Origin of the sequence: Flavobacterium reichenbachii, from assembly GCF_002217435.1 — a bacterium.
Lineage (GTDB): Bacteria > Bacteroidota > Bacteroidia > Flavobacteriales > Flavobacteriaceae > Flavobacterium > Flavobacterium reichenbachii.
The window spans coordinates 29,348-46,456 of sequence record NZ_MUHF01000009.1; the positions used below are offsets into that span (position 1 = coordinate 29,348).

The 17,109-nt window shown below is 35.3% G+C and carries 10 protein-coding genes; all 10 read right to left on the bottom strand.

Translation table 11 applies throughout. The features are described from left to right. Window positions 1-8 precede the first annotated feature (8 nt). Window positions 9-2,252: a GH92 family glycosyl hydrolase gene (locus B0A68_RS09535; protein WP_035689357.1), complete on the bottom strand. Its 2,244-nt coding sequence runs from the start codon at window positions 2,250-2,252 to the stop codon at window positions 9-11. Between the two features lie 11 nt (window positions 2,253-2,263). Beyond that, complete coding sequence (locus tag B0A68_RS09540; protein WP_035689356.1) at window positions 2,264-3,748, bottom strand: alpha-L-fucosidase; 1,485 nt, start codon at window positions 3,746-3,748, stop codon at window positions 2,264-2,266. Between the two features lie 55 nt (window positions 3,749-3,803). Beyond that, window positions 3,804-5,654 (bottom strand): beta-galactosidase, encoded by a 1,851-nt coding sequence (locus B0A68_RS09545; RefSeq protein WP_035689355.1) that lies wholly within the window; start codon window positions 5,652-5,654, stop codon window positions 3,804-3,806. 289 nt (window positions 5,655-5,943) lie between these two features. Next, window positions 5,944-8,256 (bottom strand): beta-N-acetylhexosaminidase, encoded by a 2,313-nt coding sequence (locus tag B0A68_RS09550; RefSeq protein WP_035689524.1) that lies wholly within the window; start codon window positions 8,254-8,256, stop codon window positions 5,944-5,946. 161 nt (window positions 8,257-8,417) lie between these two features. Beyond that, window positions 8,418-9,437 carry an isoaspartyl peptidase/L-asparaginase family protein gene (locus B0A68_RS09555; RefSeq protein ID WP_035689519.1) on the bottom strand — a complete coding sequence of 340 codons (1,020 nt, stop codon included), beginning with the start codon at window positions 9,435-9,437 and terminating at the stop codon, window positions 8,418-8,420. Between the two features lie 93 nt (window positions 9,438-9,530). Continuing rightward, a complete protein-coding gene (locus B0A68_RS09560) occupies window positions 9,531-10,640 on the bottom strand; it encodes a putative glycoside hydrolase (protein WP_035689354.1) in 1,110 nt (369 codons plus the stop codon). Continuing rightward, a complete protein-coding gene (locus tag B0A68_RS09565; protein WP_035689517.1) occupies window positions 10,618-11,688 on the bottom strand; it encodes a carbohydrate-binding family 9-like protein in 1,071 nt (356 codons plus the stop codon). The genes B0A68_RS09560 and B0A68_RS09565 overlap by 23 nt, the downstream gene beginning before the upstream one ends. Window positions 11,689-11,694: 6 nt before the next feature. Beyond that, window positions 11,695-12,660 carry a glycoside hydrolase family 130 protein gene (locus B0A68_RS09570; protein WP_035689353.1) on the bottom strand — a complete coding sequence of 322 codons (966 nt, stop codon included), beginning with the start codon at window positions 12,658-12,660 and terminating at the stop codon, window positions 11,695-11,697. Between the two features lie 213 nt (window positions 12,661-12,873). Next, complete coding sequence (locus tag B0A68_RS09575) at window positions 12,874-14,751, bottom strand: sodium:solute symporter family protein (protein ID WP_035689352.1); 1,878 nt, start codon at window positions 14,749-14,751, stop codon at window positions 12,874-12,876. A gap of 33 nt (window positions 14,752-14,784) precedes the next feature. Beyond that, window positions 14,785-17,028 (bottom strand): GH92 family glycosyl hydrolase, encoded by a 2,244-nt coding sequence (locus tag B0A68_RS09580; RefSeq protein WP_035689351.1) that lies wholly within the window; start codon window positions 17,026-17,028, stop codon window positions 14,785-14,787. Window positions 17,029-17,109: the final 81 nt, after the last annotated feature.

Consider the following 17,109-nt stretch of genomic DNA (forward strand, 5'->3'; position numbering starts at 1 on the left):
GTGTGTGTTTAGTTTTGAATCACTTTCAAAGTTTTTCCATTCACAAAATCGTCGTGCGAAATAAAATAACTGTTCAGTGTTTTTCCGTCTACTTGTATTGCTTTGATTTTTCCGTCTTTGTTGACTTCTTTTTCAATTACAATACTTTCATTTTTATAATATTTTGGATCTAATTTAATGGTCACTTTATCAAACATTGGCGTTGTAATCGTATAAACTGGATCTCCTGGAGAAATTGGGTAAATTCCTATCATCGAATATACTAACCAAGCCGACATTGTTCCGGTATCATCATTTCCTGGTAATCCTTTTGGTTTATTTTGGAAATATTCTTTTACCAGCCTTTTCACATTTTCCTGAGCTTTCCATTCTTCGCCTTTCACATAATTAAACAAATAAGGATTTGCGATGTCCGGCTCATTTGCCATATCAAATTGTTTGATGTCGAAAATCTTCTGCAATTGTGCCGAAAATGCTTTATCACCACCCATTAATTTTTTCAATCCGTTAATGTCATGAGGAACCATAAAAGCATACTGCCAAGCATTTCCTTCTATAAAACCAACATTTTCTTCAAAATTAGCTCCAGATGCAGGATCAAAAGGTTCGTACCAATTTCCGTTTGCAATTCTTGGGCGAAGTAATTTTAGGTTTTTATCGAATAACTTTCTGTATGATAACGAACGATTTTTAAAACGTTCTGCATCTGCTTTTTTTCCTAACGCTTTCGCTAAAAGTGAAATCGAATAATCTGAAACATTATATTCCTGAGTAGTCGAAACAGGTCCTTTATTATCAGTCGTTAAAAATCCTTTTTCGATATAATCTTTTAGTCCCGGACGAAGCGGATTATTCTCAATCTGATCGGCGCCTTTCAGCATCGCTTTGTAGGCTTTCTCTACATCAAAATCACGAATTCCTTTTAGGTAAGTATCAGCAATAACAATACTTGCAGGATCTCCAACCATGGTAAAAGTTTCTGTCGAATTCAATTCCCATTTTGGTAACCAGCCGTTTTCATCATACATTTCCAACATGCTTTTTACCATATTAGACTGTTGTTTTGGATAGACCAAAGACATTAACTGATGCAAATTTCTGTACGTATCCCATAATGAAAATACGGTATAACGTGTACCTTCGGTTTTACCAATTTTACTTCTTTTGATTTCTGGATATTCTCCATTAAAATCATTTAAAGTATTTGGGTGAATTAAAGTGTGGTACAAAGCCGTGTAAAAAATAGTTTTATCATCTTTAGAACCGCCTTCGACCGAAATTTTAGACAATTCTTCGTTCCATTCGTTGTATGTTTCTTTGTAAACCGCATCAAACGATTTGTTTCCCACTTCTTTTTCTAAATTTTCACGAGCGTTTTCGATACTTACATACGAAATTCCAATCTTAACTTCGACTGTTTCTTCTTTGTCGAATTTATAAGTAAAATAACTTCCAATACTATCGCCAACAACGGTTTTAATGGTGTTTTCCATCATTCTGGCTTTTCCGTTATAGCCCATCCATTGTGCTTCTACTCCGTTGTATTTCGCTGGCTTTTTCCAAACACCAAATTTGGATCCAGGTTTAGAAAATTTAGCAACAAAATAAACGGGATAAGCATCTTCTGGACTGTTGTAACAAAAAGAACCCACAGAACGCATTCCTTCAATTTCTGTCGGCGACACTACCTTTACCATTGCGCCTTCTTCATTGGTTAAACCAACTCCTAGATTTAATAATACATTGGACTGCCCTTTCGGGAAAGTGAATCTGCTCACTCCTACTCGTTTTGAAGCCGTAAATTCTCCTTTTACTTTGTACTTGTCGATGTTTACGCTGTAATATGCTGCTTTAGCCACTTCATTCGAATACGTTGAACCGTATTTTAAATGATCTATTTCTACATCGCCAGTTGTCGGCATTAATAAAATAACACCTAATTCCGGACAGCCGACACCACTTAAATTTACCTGACTAAAGCCTGTTAAAAAAGTATTTTCATTCACATACGGATTCGAAAGCCATTGACTGTCTTTTTCCATTGGAGTATTCTTTACCCCTGCAACATTAAACGGACTGATACTTGCCATACCGCGCGGTGCAATTGGACCTGGAAATGCCGCTCCAAAATTGGAAGTTCCAATAAACGGATTTACATAATCTGCAGGTTGCTGCGCAAAAATGGTTATGCTAAAAAACAGCATGTAAAAAATACATGCTGTCTTAATTTTATTTCTTTTATTTAAAAGCATAGGCTTAATTCTTATCGATTTATAGCTTCGATTTTTAAAGTCCAAGCTTCTTTTGCAGGAAGGTTATTTCTTAAGCTTTCTGGAATTATTACTTTAAATCCGTTTCCTTCTTTTGTCCATTTTAAAGAAGTTTTAGAACCTAACATGGTAATTTTTGTTCCTTTTTTAGGACTGATCGATTTCACTGTAACTGCAGCAGGAATTTTATCTTCTCCTTCTTTAGCTAAATAAAATGCAAATACATTTCCAGCTTTATTTTGCGTCAGACAAATATTGTCTTCTTTAAAAGGTTCAATTGGTTTTGTGTTGTAAATCGCTGTGCTGTTCACTTTCATCCAGTCTCCGTAAGCTTGCAATAAATCGTAAGCCCCTTTATCCCATTCTCCTTCTGGACTTGGAGCCACATTCAACAATAAGTTTCCGCCTTTTGCCACAATATCAATCAACATATGAATTCCTTGTCTTCCAGTCATGTAAGTAGCACCTGGAGAATAAGACCATCCACCTCCTGCTGGAATACAAGATTCCCAAGGATAAGGAAGTGTTTTTTCAGGAACACGACCTTCTGGAGTTAAATAGTTTTGATTTTTACCGTGAACTGCTCTGTCTACAACGATCAAACCTGGTTGTTTTGCACGTGCTTTTACAACCAATTCGTCCATTTTAGGATCCTGATCTACGACTCTGTGTTTGATGAAACCGTTTTTAGATTCGTTTTCAGTAAATTTCTCAGCGTAATTTTCTGTGATGTTAACCTGATCTCTCTTTCTAACCCATCCTCCATCTAACCATAAAATGTCAACTTTACCGTAGTTTGATAAGATTTCTAAGATTTGATTGTGCGTGAAATCAACATATTTCTGCCATTTTTCTGGATATAACGACGGATCGTAATTTACGTTTCTGTCGAACGGAGGAAAGTAAGGATCCCAGTAGTTTTCGTTATGCCAGTCTGGTTTAGAGAAATAAGCTCCTGTTGAAATACCTTCACCTCTAAATGAGTTGAAAATCTCTTTTAAAACGTCTGCTTTTGGGTTTGTATGAAAAGGAACATCTTTACTAGTAATCTTATAATCAGAATATTTAGTATCATACATATTAAATCCGTCATGGTGTTTTGTGGTAAAAACCATGTATTTCATTCCGGCATATTTAGCTGCTTTAGCCCATTTTGCAGGATCGAATTTTACAGGATTAAACGTTTTTCTTAATCCTTCGTAATCTTTAATATAATCATTATAATTAGATGGATTACTTCCTTTTTTACGCTCACACCATCCGTAATCTTCAGGACAGATAGACCAAGATTCTACAATTCCCCATTGGCTGTAAGTTCCCCAGTGCATTAACAAACCAAATTTTTTGCCTTGCCATTCGTCTAAGTTTTTTAATACTGCCGGATCTGTTTCTGGTACATATCTTTCATCTTCATATATCGCCTGCGCGAATATCTGAACTGAAAATAAAAGGGCGATTATGAATATTCCTCTTTTCATCTTTAATCTAATTTATAATTTATTATTCTTTGTTTTTCTGGTTTAATAGGTAATCTTAATTTACTTTATCAAGTATAGGTTGATCTGTAAAAATTAATTCTTTTTGGGTGTTTTCATTAAGCTGCTCGAATACAACAAAGTTATTTGCACCTGCTTTCAACCAACATCCTGGAACATAAAGCGTTTGCTGCGGTCCCACTTTCCAGTAGCGTCCAAGATTGTGTCCGTTAACAAATACAATTCCCTTTCCCCAATTTGTCATATCAAGAAAAGTGTCGGCAGGTTTCTCTATGTTTACTGCAGCTTCATATAAAACTGGTCGCCCTGGTTTTATCGTTTCATTTTTAACAACCGGAACTTCATTCATCGGCATTTTATACATTTCCCATCCACCACTAATTTCATATTCATTAATGAATACTGGAGAAATAATACCTTTAGTATTATGTACAATTTCGGCTCCGTAATTAATACGCCCCATATTTTCAACTAGAATTTCTAAAATACCGTTAAAAGGAATAGTAACTGTCAACTCGTAATTTTTGAAAACTCTATTCAATTCACCCGCTTTAACTCCATTTACATAAACTGCAGCAAAGTCTCTCAATCCCTCTATTTTTAATTTACCTGAAATGGGCTGCGTAAATCGTTTACGATATAAAACATATCCATTTCCCTGACCTAACTTTTCAAATGTTAAAGGTTGATCATTAACAACAGCTTTTTCTTTTTTTATCCAACTTAAAACATCCATACTAGATTTAATAAGCTGATTAGGATATTTTGTAACTGGTATTTTCTCTGGAATCGGTGCTAATTTTGTTTTAGAATACTTTTGCATTACTTCACGAATAGCCATAAATTTTGGTGTTGCCCAACCAGCTTCGCTAATAGGTGCATCATAATCATAGCTTGTAATATCCGGCTGAATATCACTTTCTTCATTATAATTTGCTCCAGAGGTAAATCCAAAATTAGTACCGCCGTGTACCATATAATAGTTAAAAGAAACACCTGCATCAAGGTACTTTTTAGTTTGACTTGCAATCTCCTCAGATCCAATTTTAATAAATGGTTCTGCCCAATGATCCAGCCAGCCAGAATAAAACTCTGCAACCATGTAAGGCCCCTGTCCTTTATGGTATTTATCAACCTGTTTTTTTAAATTTTCTATATTTGATTCTCCATTTGCAGTTGGTAACACGCCTTCAACAGCACCACCTTCAAACAACCAAGTACCATCAGAAGTAAAAAAAGGCTCTGGGAATCCAGTTTCTTTAAGCATATTGTAAATTGCAGTTTTATATGCTTTATGATCATCAGCACTAATATCGGTTCTTTGAGAAACATAAGAACCAAATTCATTTTCAGCCTGAACCATAATAATAGGTCCTCCCTGGTTAGCAAAATTTCCTTTTACCACTGCATACAAATGTTCCAGATATGTTTTGCAAGCTTCCAAAAATGCTTTGTTATTGGTACGAATTACCAAATCTTTATTATTTTGCAGCCACCAAGGGTAGCCTCCAAATTCCCATTCACCACATGCATACGGACCTGGTCTAAGAATCACATACAATCCTTCACTTTTAGCAATACGTAAAAACTCTCCCAAATCTCTATTTCCTGTTTTAAAATCCCATACACCCGGCTCAATTTCATGGTAATTCCAAAACACGTAGGTTGCCACGGTATTCAATCCCATAGCTTTAATCATTTGCAACCTATGTCTCCAATATTCTTTAGGAATACGTTCATAGTGCATTTCTCCTGAATGTATTTTTATAATTTTCCCATCTTTTTGAAATTCTCCATTAGATATAGAAAATCCTTTTGTTTGAGCACTAGTAAAAAACGGCATCAAGCAAATCAATAATATCCCGAGCTTAAATAATATCTTATTCATTTTTTTTCAGATTATACATTTATAAACTTAAAAAATTGCAATCTTAAAGCAGTAAACGATTTACATAATCAAATACTACAGAGAGTTATTCTTTAATAATTCTATTTTATCGAAGTGACATACTTGATTTTAAAGCTTTGTCAAAGTTTGAAACTTTGACAAAGCTGTCACAAGCATTTCAAGTTAAGCTATGTGTTAGAAACTAGTTTCTTTCTAAATTCTTTTACCAAGTTTCAAAAGAAAAAGAATCTATCCCCGATAGCTATCGGGGCTATGTGTTTAAAAATATTTAATTCACCAAAATCTCGTCCACAAACAACCAAGAACTTTCTCCTTTTGGACTTTTCTTTAAGTTGCCAGCGATAACTTTTATAAAACGAGCATTTTGTTTTTGGAAATTGATCTTAAAATCTTTCAATTCCGGAACTGCATTTACAGCATACGGACGCGTTATTTTTCCAACTTGTCTGTATTTAAATCCATCGTCAGAAATGAAAACTTTAACTTCAATTGGGAAATTAACTCCTGCTCCTTGACTTTCTAAAGTACCAACACTTACTTGCTCGATACTTTCTTGTTTTTCCAGATCGATTATCAATTCCAGATCGTTTACTAACCAAGCCTGCCATTGTCCGTCGTGGAAATTTTTGCTTCCGCGAATGGTGTTCACCATTGTATTGGCGTCTCCTTTGTAATTCGAATTGTAAGGTGTTAAGTATTTTACTTTTTTAGCAAATCCTTTATGGAAAACAAGCGTATCTGTATATGTTTTTCCTACCGGTTTTTCATTCTGAAATAAAGAAGCTTTTAAAACTGTAGTTTCCTTAATATCAATTGGAGCAGCATATTTTACAGCATGATGATCGATACTTTTATCTCCTAAAACGTAACGAATATCTGGATTAGGAAATTCATTTTTTAATTCGACTTTGATTTGTTTATTAGCCAAATCAGCTGTTGAAGAAGCGGTTACCAAATACGCGCTTTTCGCATAATTGATTCCCAAATAATCGTAACGCTGTAATAAAGAGAATAATCTCGTAGTGAAATCATTCCAGTTCCTTTTCTCTTTTGGACTCCATAAAGTTTCTGATAATGCTGCCAATCTTGGAAAAATCATATACTCAGAATCCTTAGGTCCTGCAATATGTTCTGCCCATAAATTGGCTTGACCGCCTAAAACATGTGCTGTTTCTTGTGGCGTCATTGTCGAAACTACAGGATCAAATTTATATACTTCACTTAACGGATTGTAAGCATCAAAAGCTAAAGGTTCTTCGTTTTGCGGTCCTTGGTAAAAATTGAAATAACAAGGAGATTCTGGACTCATAATTACATCATGACCTTGATCTGCTGCTTCGATACCGCCTTTCATTCCTCTCCAGCTCATAACCGTTGCATCTGGAGCCAAACCGCCTTCTAAAATTTCATCCCAGCCGATAACTCTTTTACCTTTTGAGTTGATGTATTTTTCCATACGTTTTACAAAATAGCTCTGTAATTCGTCAACACTTTTTAAATGTTCGTCCTTGATTCTTTTCTGGCAGTTCGGACATTTTGCCCAATTCGTTTTAGTCGCTTCATCGCCGCCAATGTGAATATATTTTGAAGGGAAAATTGTAATTACTTCATCAATTACATTTTGCAAAAATTCAAAAGTCGATTCTTTTCCTGCACAGTAAATATCCGTCAAAGGCCAAACTCCGCCTGACGGAACACCAATTCTCTGATTGAAACAAGCCAATTCCGGATACGCAGCAATTGCACTGCTTACGTGCGCTGGCATTTCGATTTCAGGAATAATTTCGATTCCTTTTGTCGATGCATATTTAACTATTTCTCTTAATTCATCTTGCGTGAAGAATCCACCGTAAGTACCTTTTTCGTCAGGGTTTGTAGTTAATCTGGCATTCCAGCTTGTGTTTTCCTGATCTACTCTCCAAGCACCAACTTCTGTTAGTTTTGGATATTTTTTAATTTCGATTCTCCAGCCTTGATCATCAACCAAATGCAAATGCAAAACGTTCATTTTATGCATTGCCAAACGATCAATTGTTGCCAGAATATAATTTTTATCGAAGAAATGACGTGATAAATCCAGCATTAAACCTCTCCATTTAAAACGAGGTTCGTCTGTAATGGTCAAACTTGGAATTTCCCATTTTGCAGTAGAAATCGCAAATTTACTTTCAATCGCTTCTGGAAGTAATTGTCTCACGCTTTCTAAACCATACATAAAACCAACATTTCCTTTGGCAGAAATAACAATGCTCGTCGGATTTACATCCAAAACGTAAGCTTCATTTTTTAAGTTCGGATCAACTTTAAACAGAACAAAATTGCTTACTGGCGCTTTTGTCGTCGCCTCTGGTTTCCATCCTGCAGCTGCTTCAAATTTTGAAGCCAAAGCATTTGCAAGATCTTTTTGGAAATCTCCATTTACTACAAACTTTGTATCTTTTGTAAATTGAAAAACACCTGTTTTAATAAGAGTCTGAGACGGTTTTGGAATGATACGAATATCATTTTCCGTATAAACTTTCTGCGCGTTAGCCGAGAAAATTGAAGTGATTAAGGTTAATAGGAATAATAATTTTTTCATTCTTTGTTTTTTGGTTTCTCTTTGTGGTTTGTTGTTAAAACCCAAGAGAGGTAGTTTTTTAGTTTTTGTTTGTCATTTCAACTGAAAGGAGACCCGAGCGATAGCGAAATGACAAAACTTTGTCAAAGTTTAAAACTTTGACAAAGTTGAAAGCTTACATATTATTTATCCCAGGACATTTTAAATTTTGCATCTTCCATTCTATGCCCTTTTTCATCATCAGAAACTGCAAAATTAAAACCAGATCTTAAGCTGTAACCAGCATGTTCTCCGTTTTTATTCAAGGCAATAAAACCAACCTGCAGATACTCCATATCTTTATGGCTTTTATGCTTGTTGTAGATACGCTCTGTGATTTCTTTGCAGGCATCAAAAGGAGATTTTCCCTGACGCATTAATTCTACAACCATTGCGCTTCCTGCTGTTCTAATAACGGCTTCTCCTAAACCAGTTGCTGCCGCAGCTCCAACTTCGTTATCCAGAAAAAGACCCGCGCCGATTATTGGGGAATCACCGACGCGGCCGTGCATCTTCCAGGCAGCACCACTAGTAGTGCACCCTCCCGAAAGGTTACCGTCTTGATCCAACATTAGCATGCTTATGGTATCGTGATTTTCTATATTTATTACAGGCTTATATTTTGAATCTTCAAGCCATTTTTTCCAGTCTTTTTCAGATTCCGGAGTCAAAAGATTTTCTTCTTTAAATCCTTCTGACAAGGCAAATTGCAAGGCGCCTTGTCCGGCTAACATTACGTGCGGTGTATTTTGAAGTACTTTTTTGGCCACAGAAATTGGGTGCATGATTCCTTGAAGAAAACAAACAGAACCGCAATTGCTGTTATGATCCATAATGCAGGCATCTAGCGTAACTTTTCCTTCGCGGTCTGGATATCCTCCATAACCAACACTGCGCACTGTTGGATCTGCTTCTGGAATTTTCATTCCGGCTTCGATAGCGTCCAAAGCTGGTTTACCGTCTTTTAATTGTTTCCAGGATTCTTTATTAGCAGGCAAACCATGATTCCATGTTGAAATTATGACAGGCTTTTTTTGCTTTTTTTCAGTTAATACAACTTGTTCCTCGTCTTTGGTATTAGCAAAACTGCTAACGCCCACAACTGAACTTATGGCAAGTGTTCCTAAAGTTGTTTTTTTTATAAAATCTCTTCTGTTTGACATGTGCTGCTTTTTTTGTTTTAACATTTCCTAAAATAATTAGCCATTGGCTTTGCTAATTTAATCAGATAATTTTTTTTACCTAAGTAAAATCGACTATAAAGATGCTTTTACTTCTTTTATGGTCTTTAAATTACTATCTGATAAAGCATTTCCGTCAAAAAATGAAACTCCTTTTGCACCATTTTTCTTTGCCAGCAAAATCGCTTCTTTCAATTCTGCATCTGATTTTAATCCCGGAATATAAATTCCTGTATTGATTTTAGTATCTTTTCCTTCTAAATCTGCAGCACCTTGTTTTGTTGCATAACCAACCCAGTCAATTTCTTCATCATAAAAACTATGATAAATCATTGGGTAAACTTCGTCAATATTCCATTTATCCCAACGCTGGCGCACCATATGATCTGCCATTTCCGGATAAGGAAATACCGCTGCGGTAAGTTTTACGTGGTGTTTGTGAGCAATTTTATATGCATCATCAACAACAGCTTTTACTGCATTTAATCTAAAGTTTTTCCACTCCATATCTATTGAAGTGTTGTGGCTTGTTTTTGGGTTTTTATGATGTTCTTTTTCGAATTTGCTTACGCACGCATCACAATAACAAAAGTCAAATTGTGGTAATTCTTTATCCTGAACTAAATTATACTTTGGTAATAAACTGATTGGCAAAAAGATATCCGGAAAACGAATGTAATCTAAATGCACACTTTCTATTCCGTCGACTTTTGCTAATCCTTCAACCAGACCTAAAACATGTTCTCTCGATTCTTTTTTGGTTGGGCAAAGCCATTGATAGTAATCAACATAAGGTCGGTTGTCAAAACAAGATTTACCTTCTTTACTTACCTGATACCAATCCGGATGTTTTAATGCAACTGAATCATTTGGGCGGTTCATGGCCATAATCCACGCATGTACTTTTAATCCTTCTTTTTTAGCCAAAGGCACTAATCTTGCTAAAAGTTTTGGATCTGTTTGTGTGTTTATTAAAACTTCGTCAATGCCGCCGTCTTTGTATTTTTTGAATTCTTTGGAGTAGTCCTCATTTGATCTTTTAGCATCTGCAGTAATCCAAACGCCAAAATCAAATTTACCATCCATTTGAGTTTTATGATCGCAGGAAAAAAAACTTAATGTTAAGGCTAGAAAAGCTATTGCTGAAAGCTTAAAAAAGCTTTTATTTTGTAATAATTTCACCATCTTCTTTTATTATTAAGGTTTTGTTTGAAAAAGGACTTTTTATCGCAATATTAAATCCTGATAAATGGTTTTCTAATACTGGTTTCAAAACTTTATTATCAATACTGATATTCTTTTTAGCTAGATTTTCAAGAGATTTTGCCCAGGTTTTATGCTCTTCAAAATATTTCTTTTGAGCACGGTATAAGGCATATAATTCCCATTTTACCTTATCATCTTCTGGAATCGTAAAGGAATCTTTACCGCCGATTTCTTTTGAAGAAAAGTATACATAAGCCCATTTTTCGGGCTCATGCATATTGATAACTCCCATAGGCGACCAAACCCAATTGTATTCTGGGAGAAACTTTCCTTCTTTATCTTTTTTACGCTCGTATTTACCGTCTACAATATCGTGCTGCCAGTTGACTCTGGAAAAATTTACTTTCCAGAATTTATCTTTTGGAACAATATCATCAAAATAAGATGTTTTGTAAACCGACCACGGAATTGCAATTTCTAATGTCCAGCCTTTATCGGTGTCTGATGCATTATTCAAAGTTCCGTTTACTTTTACAGCAGATCTTAATCCTGAAATATTCCAATCGTTTAAAACAGTATTTTTTTCGCGATAAGGTTTATTTATAAATAAATCCCAAGCGGTATTAAGCGCGTTAATTTCTAATTCGTAATAATTTTGAGTATCTCCGTCTGGATCAATGAACACTTCAAAATCATTATTATAAAAAATAATGGTATCACGTTGTTTTAGGTTTGCCCAAACGTGAGGTTCTTCCATTTTTGCGAGTATATAATAGTATTTATCGTCCCAAAGCATTTTGACTTGTGTATTGTACTTTGGTTTTGCAACGCCTTCTATATCAATAAATGAGGTAGTCCATTCTGCTTTTTCCCAAGAAGGATCGGCTTCATCTCCATCAATTATTATTTCTTTTGAAGTTTTGTACGCAATGTAATTTTTGGGTGTAATCTCTTTTACTGATTGAGCAAAACCAGCAACAGAGACACACCCTATAATTACAGATAAAAACTGACTTTTAATTCGCATCATTTTTTATAAACTATTATCTTTTGTAAATTGTATTACTTCACTCAGTTTACCAAATGCTATAGCTACTGCAGTATCTGCGGCACCATAATAAACGGCTAATTTATCTTCTTCAATATTGTGTAAAGCTGCACATGGAAAAACCACATTTGGCACATCTCCAACCATTTCATAAATTTCTGCAGGTCCTAATAAATAAGGCTGTGTTCTGTATTTTACCTGATCCGGCGCATCTGTTTCTAATAATGCAGATCCCATTGCATAACGGAAACCGTTGCAGGTATTGATAACACCATGGTAGATCATCAGCCATCCGTCTTCTGTTAAAATTGGGATTGGTCCTGCTCCTACTTTGGTACACTGCCAGGCACTTTGCTCAAACGGACTTGGTTTCATTACCAGTCTGTGTTCTCCCCAATATTTCATGTCAGGGCTGTAGCTGATCCAGATATCACCAAAAGGGGTATGTCCGTTATCACTTGGACGGCTTAACATAGCGTATTTACCATTTATTTTTTGTGGAAATAAAACTCCGTTTCTGTTGAAAGGAAGGAACGCATTTTCACATTGAAAAAATTCTTTAAAATCAAAAGTATATCCAATTCCGATGGTTGGTCCGTTGTAACCGTTACACCATGTAATCCAGTAACGATCTTCAATCCAAACCACACGAGGATCATATTTATAAGCAGATTCGATCATTTCTGTATTACCAGACTGCATTACAATTGGTTCGTGGTTAATATCCCAGTCGATTCCGTTTTTACTGAAACCAGCAAAAATATTCATTTGAACTGCTTTGTTATCACATCTAAAAACCCCCGCATATCCGTCACCAAAAGGTACAACAGCACTATTAAAAATACTGTTTGATGATGGAATCGCATATCTGTCGATAATAGGATTCTCAGAATATCTCCACATTACATCTTTACTGTTTTCGGGTCTGTCTTGCCAAGGAATACTGCTCATTTTTTTTGTTTTTTGTTTATTGTTATTCTATTTAAGCTTTGTTGAAAGCGGACTTTATATTTAAACAAATAGAGGCATAGTTTTAAAACTTAAGAAAAAAAGGTTGTAGTTAGCTCAAAAGATATTAGCTATGTGTGGAACTTGTTTCTTTTGTATTTTTTACTTTTCTAAACATAAAATCTATGCCTCTGCTTGTTTATTTTTATTTTAAAATTAATCTTCTATTTTTCTAACTTTATCCAACCAGGTGAATTTTAGTATCGTTGTCGTTACCAAAAACACGATTAGTGCAACAATTGCTTTTGGATAATCTCTGATGATAAAGAATATCGGAAGCAGAATCATACTTGACTGCCATACAATACCGATAGCACAATTCATCATATCCAGTCCAAAATCTTTATTTTTTTCAAAAGTCTGATCTTCTTTTTTTAACAATTTATAAACCGGATGCCAGAATCCCCAAGGTCTCACATTAGAATAGAAAGATTTTAAAACTTCCATATCTGTTGGTTTACTTAAGAAAGTACCTAAAAGACAGCCTAAAATCGAGAAACCAAATATTAATGGGAAAAGGTAAATTGCCTGTACTTGTGATAATTCATATAAAAATGATCCTTCGGTTAAGCTTCCTTTGGCCTGACCTAAAGCAAATTGTAAAGAAGCTACGATTAATCCGGCGAACATTCCCCAGAAATAACCCCAACCATTAAAACGCCACCAAATCCATTTAAGAAAGTTGGCTGCTACATAACCTCCGTATAAAGCACTTGTGATCCATAAAGTCAGCGAATTGATAGAGTCTGCAAAGAATCCCATAAAAACTCCTAAACCCACTACTAAGAAAGACGAAATCTGGCTTACTTTAATATAATGAGCGTTTGAGGCAACTGGTTTGAAGTATTTTTTATAAATATCATTTACAATATAGGCTGGACCTGCGTTTACGAATGCAGAGAATCCAGACATGAAAGCAGCTAATAAACCAGCCAATAAAATTCCTTTGATTCCGACCGGGATATATAAATTAACCACTTTTGGCATTAATAATTCTAAGTCAGCTCCCGTTAATCCTGTATTTGCGTTCAATTCTGGTGCTAAATTTACTAAAGCAATAACCACAATTCCGGTAATTAATAAGTATCTCGGAATAAATAAAATCAGGTTTGTAAAACCACTCATATAAGCCGCTTCTTTTACAGATTTTGTAGAAAGAACTCTTTGTAAATCATAACTTGGTGTTGGTCCTGCAATACTCGCAAAAAAACCTTTGAATAAAGTCATTCCGATAAAAGCGCCAAACATTTTGTAACCTTCAGAATCTATCAAATTATTAAAAGTCTGAAACTTATCACTCCACTGGGTTTCAAACTGCCAGCCAAAGAAAACATTTTTCCATTCTTCTGTAATAACCGAATTAATCTGAATATCGGTGTAATTTATAAAGGCATAACCTGCAATTAAAACACCAGCAACAATCATAATTAAATACTGTACAACCTCTGTCGCAACTACAGAAAACATACCGCCTTTTACTGTATAAATTGTAGTTAACAATATAATGATCAAAGCATAAGAGCGCTCAGATGTTAATAAAATTAAATCGCCATAATGAAGCGTTAAATCCCAAGGAAGAATAATGGTTACAAATTTTCCAATTCCTTCAAAAAAGTAAGCAATAAAACCTATTGTCGAAATGATTGCAAAAATCGCTACAATAATATGTGATGCTTTTCCGGCTCTGTCACTCCCAAAACGAGTCAAAATCCATTCAGATCCTGTCATTACTTTTGATCTTCTAATCCACACCGCGAGGAACATCATCACGAAAATCTGATTCCAGATCGGCCAAAGCCACATAAACATGAAACTTTTTACTCCGTATAAAAATAATACTCCAATCATCCAGGACGTCCCTGAAACATCAAACATTCCTGATCCGTTGCTTAATCCCAGAAAATACCATTTAATAGTTTTTCCACCCAGGAAATAATCATCTAATCCTTTTGATGCTTTTCTTGAAATCCATATTCCTATACCTACAGAGAGCAGAATATAAGCTACGATAATTGATACGTCAATAATGTCCATTAATTTATTTATTTGTTAGTTAGTTACGCTAGTTTATTTTTTAATTCCCCAGTTCTTATTTGGCTGTGCTCCCATTACAAAATGCAGCGTTCCTCCTTTTAGGAGCTGTTGATGTGTAATAGTTGTTTGATTGAACTCAGCACCGTTTAAGGTCGCCGATTGTATATAGAAGTTTTTATCTGAAACATTTTCTGCTTCGATCACAAAACTTTTTCCTCCGTCAAGATTTATAGTTGATTTCTCAAAAATCGGACTTCCAATTTCGTATTCTCCAGAAGCCGGATTCATTGGGTATAATCCCATCGAACTGAAAACATACCAAGCCGACATTTGGCCGCAGTCTTCGTTGCCGCTCAATCCGTTTGCCGTTGTATTGTATTGTGTGTCTAAAATATGACGAACCCAATATTGTGTGCGCCAAGGCTGTCCTGCATGATTGAACAAATACGAAATATGATGACTTGGCTCATTTCCGTGTGCGTACTGCCCGATTAAACCAGAAATATCGGCAGAAACATTATTACCTGTAATCTCAGAACTCTCTGTAAACAACTGCTCTAAGCGACTTGTAAAGGTTTGATTTCCTCCGTGAAGTCTAATAAAATCTTCTACATTCTGAGGCACAAACCAACTGTGCTGCCACGCATTTCCTTCTGTATAATCTGTGTGTTCTCTGTGGTTAGAATGCTTAGCATCAAAAGGTTCGTTCCATGATTTTCCGTCTTCAGATTTTCCTCTCATAAATCCTGATTTCGGATCAAATAAATGCTGATACGCTTTAGATCTGTTGAAGAAAAATTCATAATCTGCTTGTTTTCCCAATGCTTTTGCCATTTGCGCAACGCACCAGTCATCGTAAGCATATTCTAGTGTAATCGTAACCGACTCGTCTAATAAATTATATGGAATGTAACCGTATTTTTTGTAGAAATTTAACCCGCGCTCGTCTTGCATCATGGTTGCTTTCATGGCTTCGAACGCTTTTTCTCCGTCAAAACCTTTGATGCCTTTTAGATAAGCATCTGCAATTACCGGAATCGAATGATACCCTGTCATCGTATTGGTTTCGTTGGCATATAAAGTCCAAACCGGAAGTATTTTTTTTGTATCATAATACGCCAGCATCGAATTTACCATATCTGAAACTCGTTTTGTATCTAAAATTGTCAGCAAAGGATTTTCTGCTCTAAACGTATCCCAAAGTGATAAAGTAGAGTAAGCTGTGTAATTTTTTGCTGTAATAATCTGATCGTCTTCTCTTCTAAATTGTCCGTTTTTATCACTGTACGTTACAGGTGCAACCTGAGCATGATACAAAGAGGTATAAAAAATTGTTTTAAGAGAATCTATCGGAGTTTCTACTTTAATTTTACTTAAAACCGAATTCCAAGTTACTGATGCATCAGATTTTACAGTTTCAAAATCTTTATTTCCGATATCAAAATTATCTTTTGCATTTGCAATACTTACAGACGATAAAGCTACTTTTACAAACAATTCGTTTGTGTTTTCAGGATTAAAAAACAATTGCACCGCTGTATTTTCTCCTTCGGCTTTATTCCCAGAAACTGTTTTTTTATCTGCCGTTATCACAGATTCTGTAATAGCTTTAGAAAATTTAGCCACAAAATATACTTTCTGATTTTTTGCCCAGCCTGTGCTGTATCTATAACCAGAAATAGTGTGGTCGTCTTCTATAGTAACAGCTGTTTTTAAGGCTTTATCCCAATTTATGGCAAAACCAAGATCTACCACTACAGATTGTATGTCTTTATTATTAAAGGTATATTTGTGCAGAGCAGTACGCTGCGAAGAGGTTAACTCTACATTGATTTTAGGATCTTCAAGAAAAACCTGGTAATAACCCGGTATTGTTTTTTCGTTAGCATGACTGTATTTTGATTTGTAAGGAAGTAAATCTCTTGATGCAGCTTTGACAGTTAAATCTACTTTTTTATTAATTGGCATAAATAAGATGTCTGCCAAATCTCCAATTCCGGTGCCGCTTAAGTGTAAATGACTAAAACCGGCAACGATTGAATCTGAATAATGATATCCAGAACACCAGTCCCAGCTCGAAACACCATTGTCCGGACTCACCTGCAGCATGCCAAAAGGAACTGTTGCACCAGGATAAGTATGCCCATGACCACCGGTCCCGATAAATGGGTCCACATAATTTGCGACAAAACTTTGCTGTGTTGTATTTTTGTCTATATTTATTTTACAACTTGCAATAAAAATCACAATGAGAAGAAGCAGTGTAATTTTCCTCATATCAAAACAATATTAATTTAACTTTAAATTTAGATAAACTTGACTTTTATTAAAATAAATTTAGACGGATGACATTTAAAC

Excerpts from the sequence above, each read along its gene's own strand:
- B0A68_RS09540 (WP_035689356.1), bottom strand. The coding sequence starts at position 3,748 with ATGAAAAGAGGAATATTCATAATCGCCCTTTTATTTTCAGTTCAGATA.
- B0A68_RS09565 (WP_035689517.1), bottom strand. The coding sequence starts at position 11,688 with ATGCGAATTAAAAGTCAGTTTTTATCTGTAATTATAGGGTGTGTCTCT.
- B0A68_RS09555 (WP_035689519.1), bottom strand. The coding sequence starts at position 9,437 with ATGTCAAACAGAAGAGATTTTATAAAAAAAACAACTTTAGGAACACTT.
- B0A68_RS09550 (WP_035689524.1), bottom strand. The coding sequence starts at position 8,256 with ATGAAAAAATTATTATTCCTATTAACCTTAATCACTTCAATTTTCTCG.
- B0A68_RS09545 (WP_035689355.1), bottom strand. The coding sequence starts at position 5,654 with ATGAATAAGATATTATTTAAGCTCGGGATATTATTGATTTGCTTGATG.
- B0A68_RS09570 (WP_035689353.1), bottom strand. The coding sequence starts at position 12,660 with ATGAGCAGTATTCCTTGGCAAGACAGACCCGAAAACAGTAAAGATGTA.
- B0A68_RS09535 (WP_035689357.1), bottom strand. The coding sequence starts at position 2,252 with ATGCTTTTAAATAAAAGAAATAAAATTAAGACAGCATGTATTTTTTAC.
- B0A68_RS09575 (WP_035689352.1), bottom strand. The coding sequence starts at position 14,751 with ATGGACATTATTGACGTATCAATTATCGTAGCTTATATTCTGCTCTCT.
- B0A68_RS09580 (WP_035689351.1), bottom strand. The coding sequence starts at position 17,028 with ATGAGGAAAATTACACTGCTTCTTCTCATTGTGATTTTTATTGCAAGT.
- B0A68_RS09560 (WP_035689354.1), bottom strand. The coding sequence starts at position 10,640 with ATGGTGAAATTATTACAAAATAAAAGCTTTTTTAAGCTTTCAGCAATA.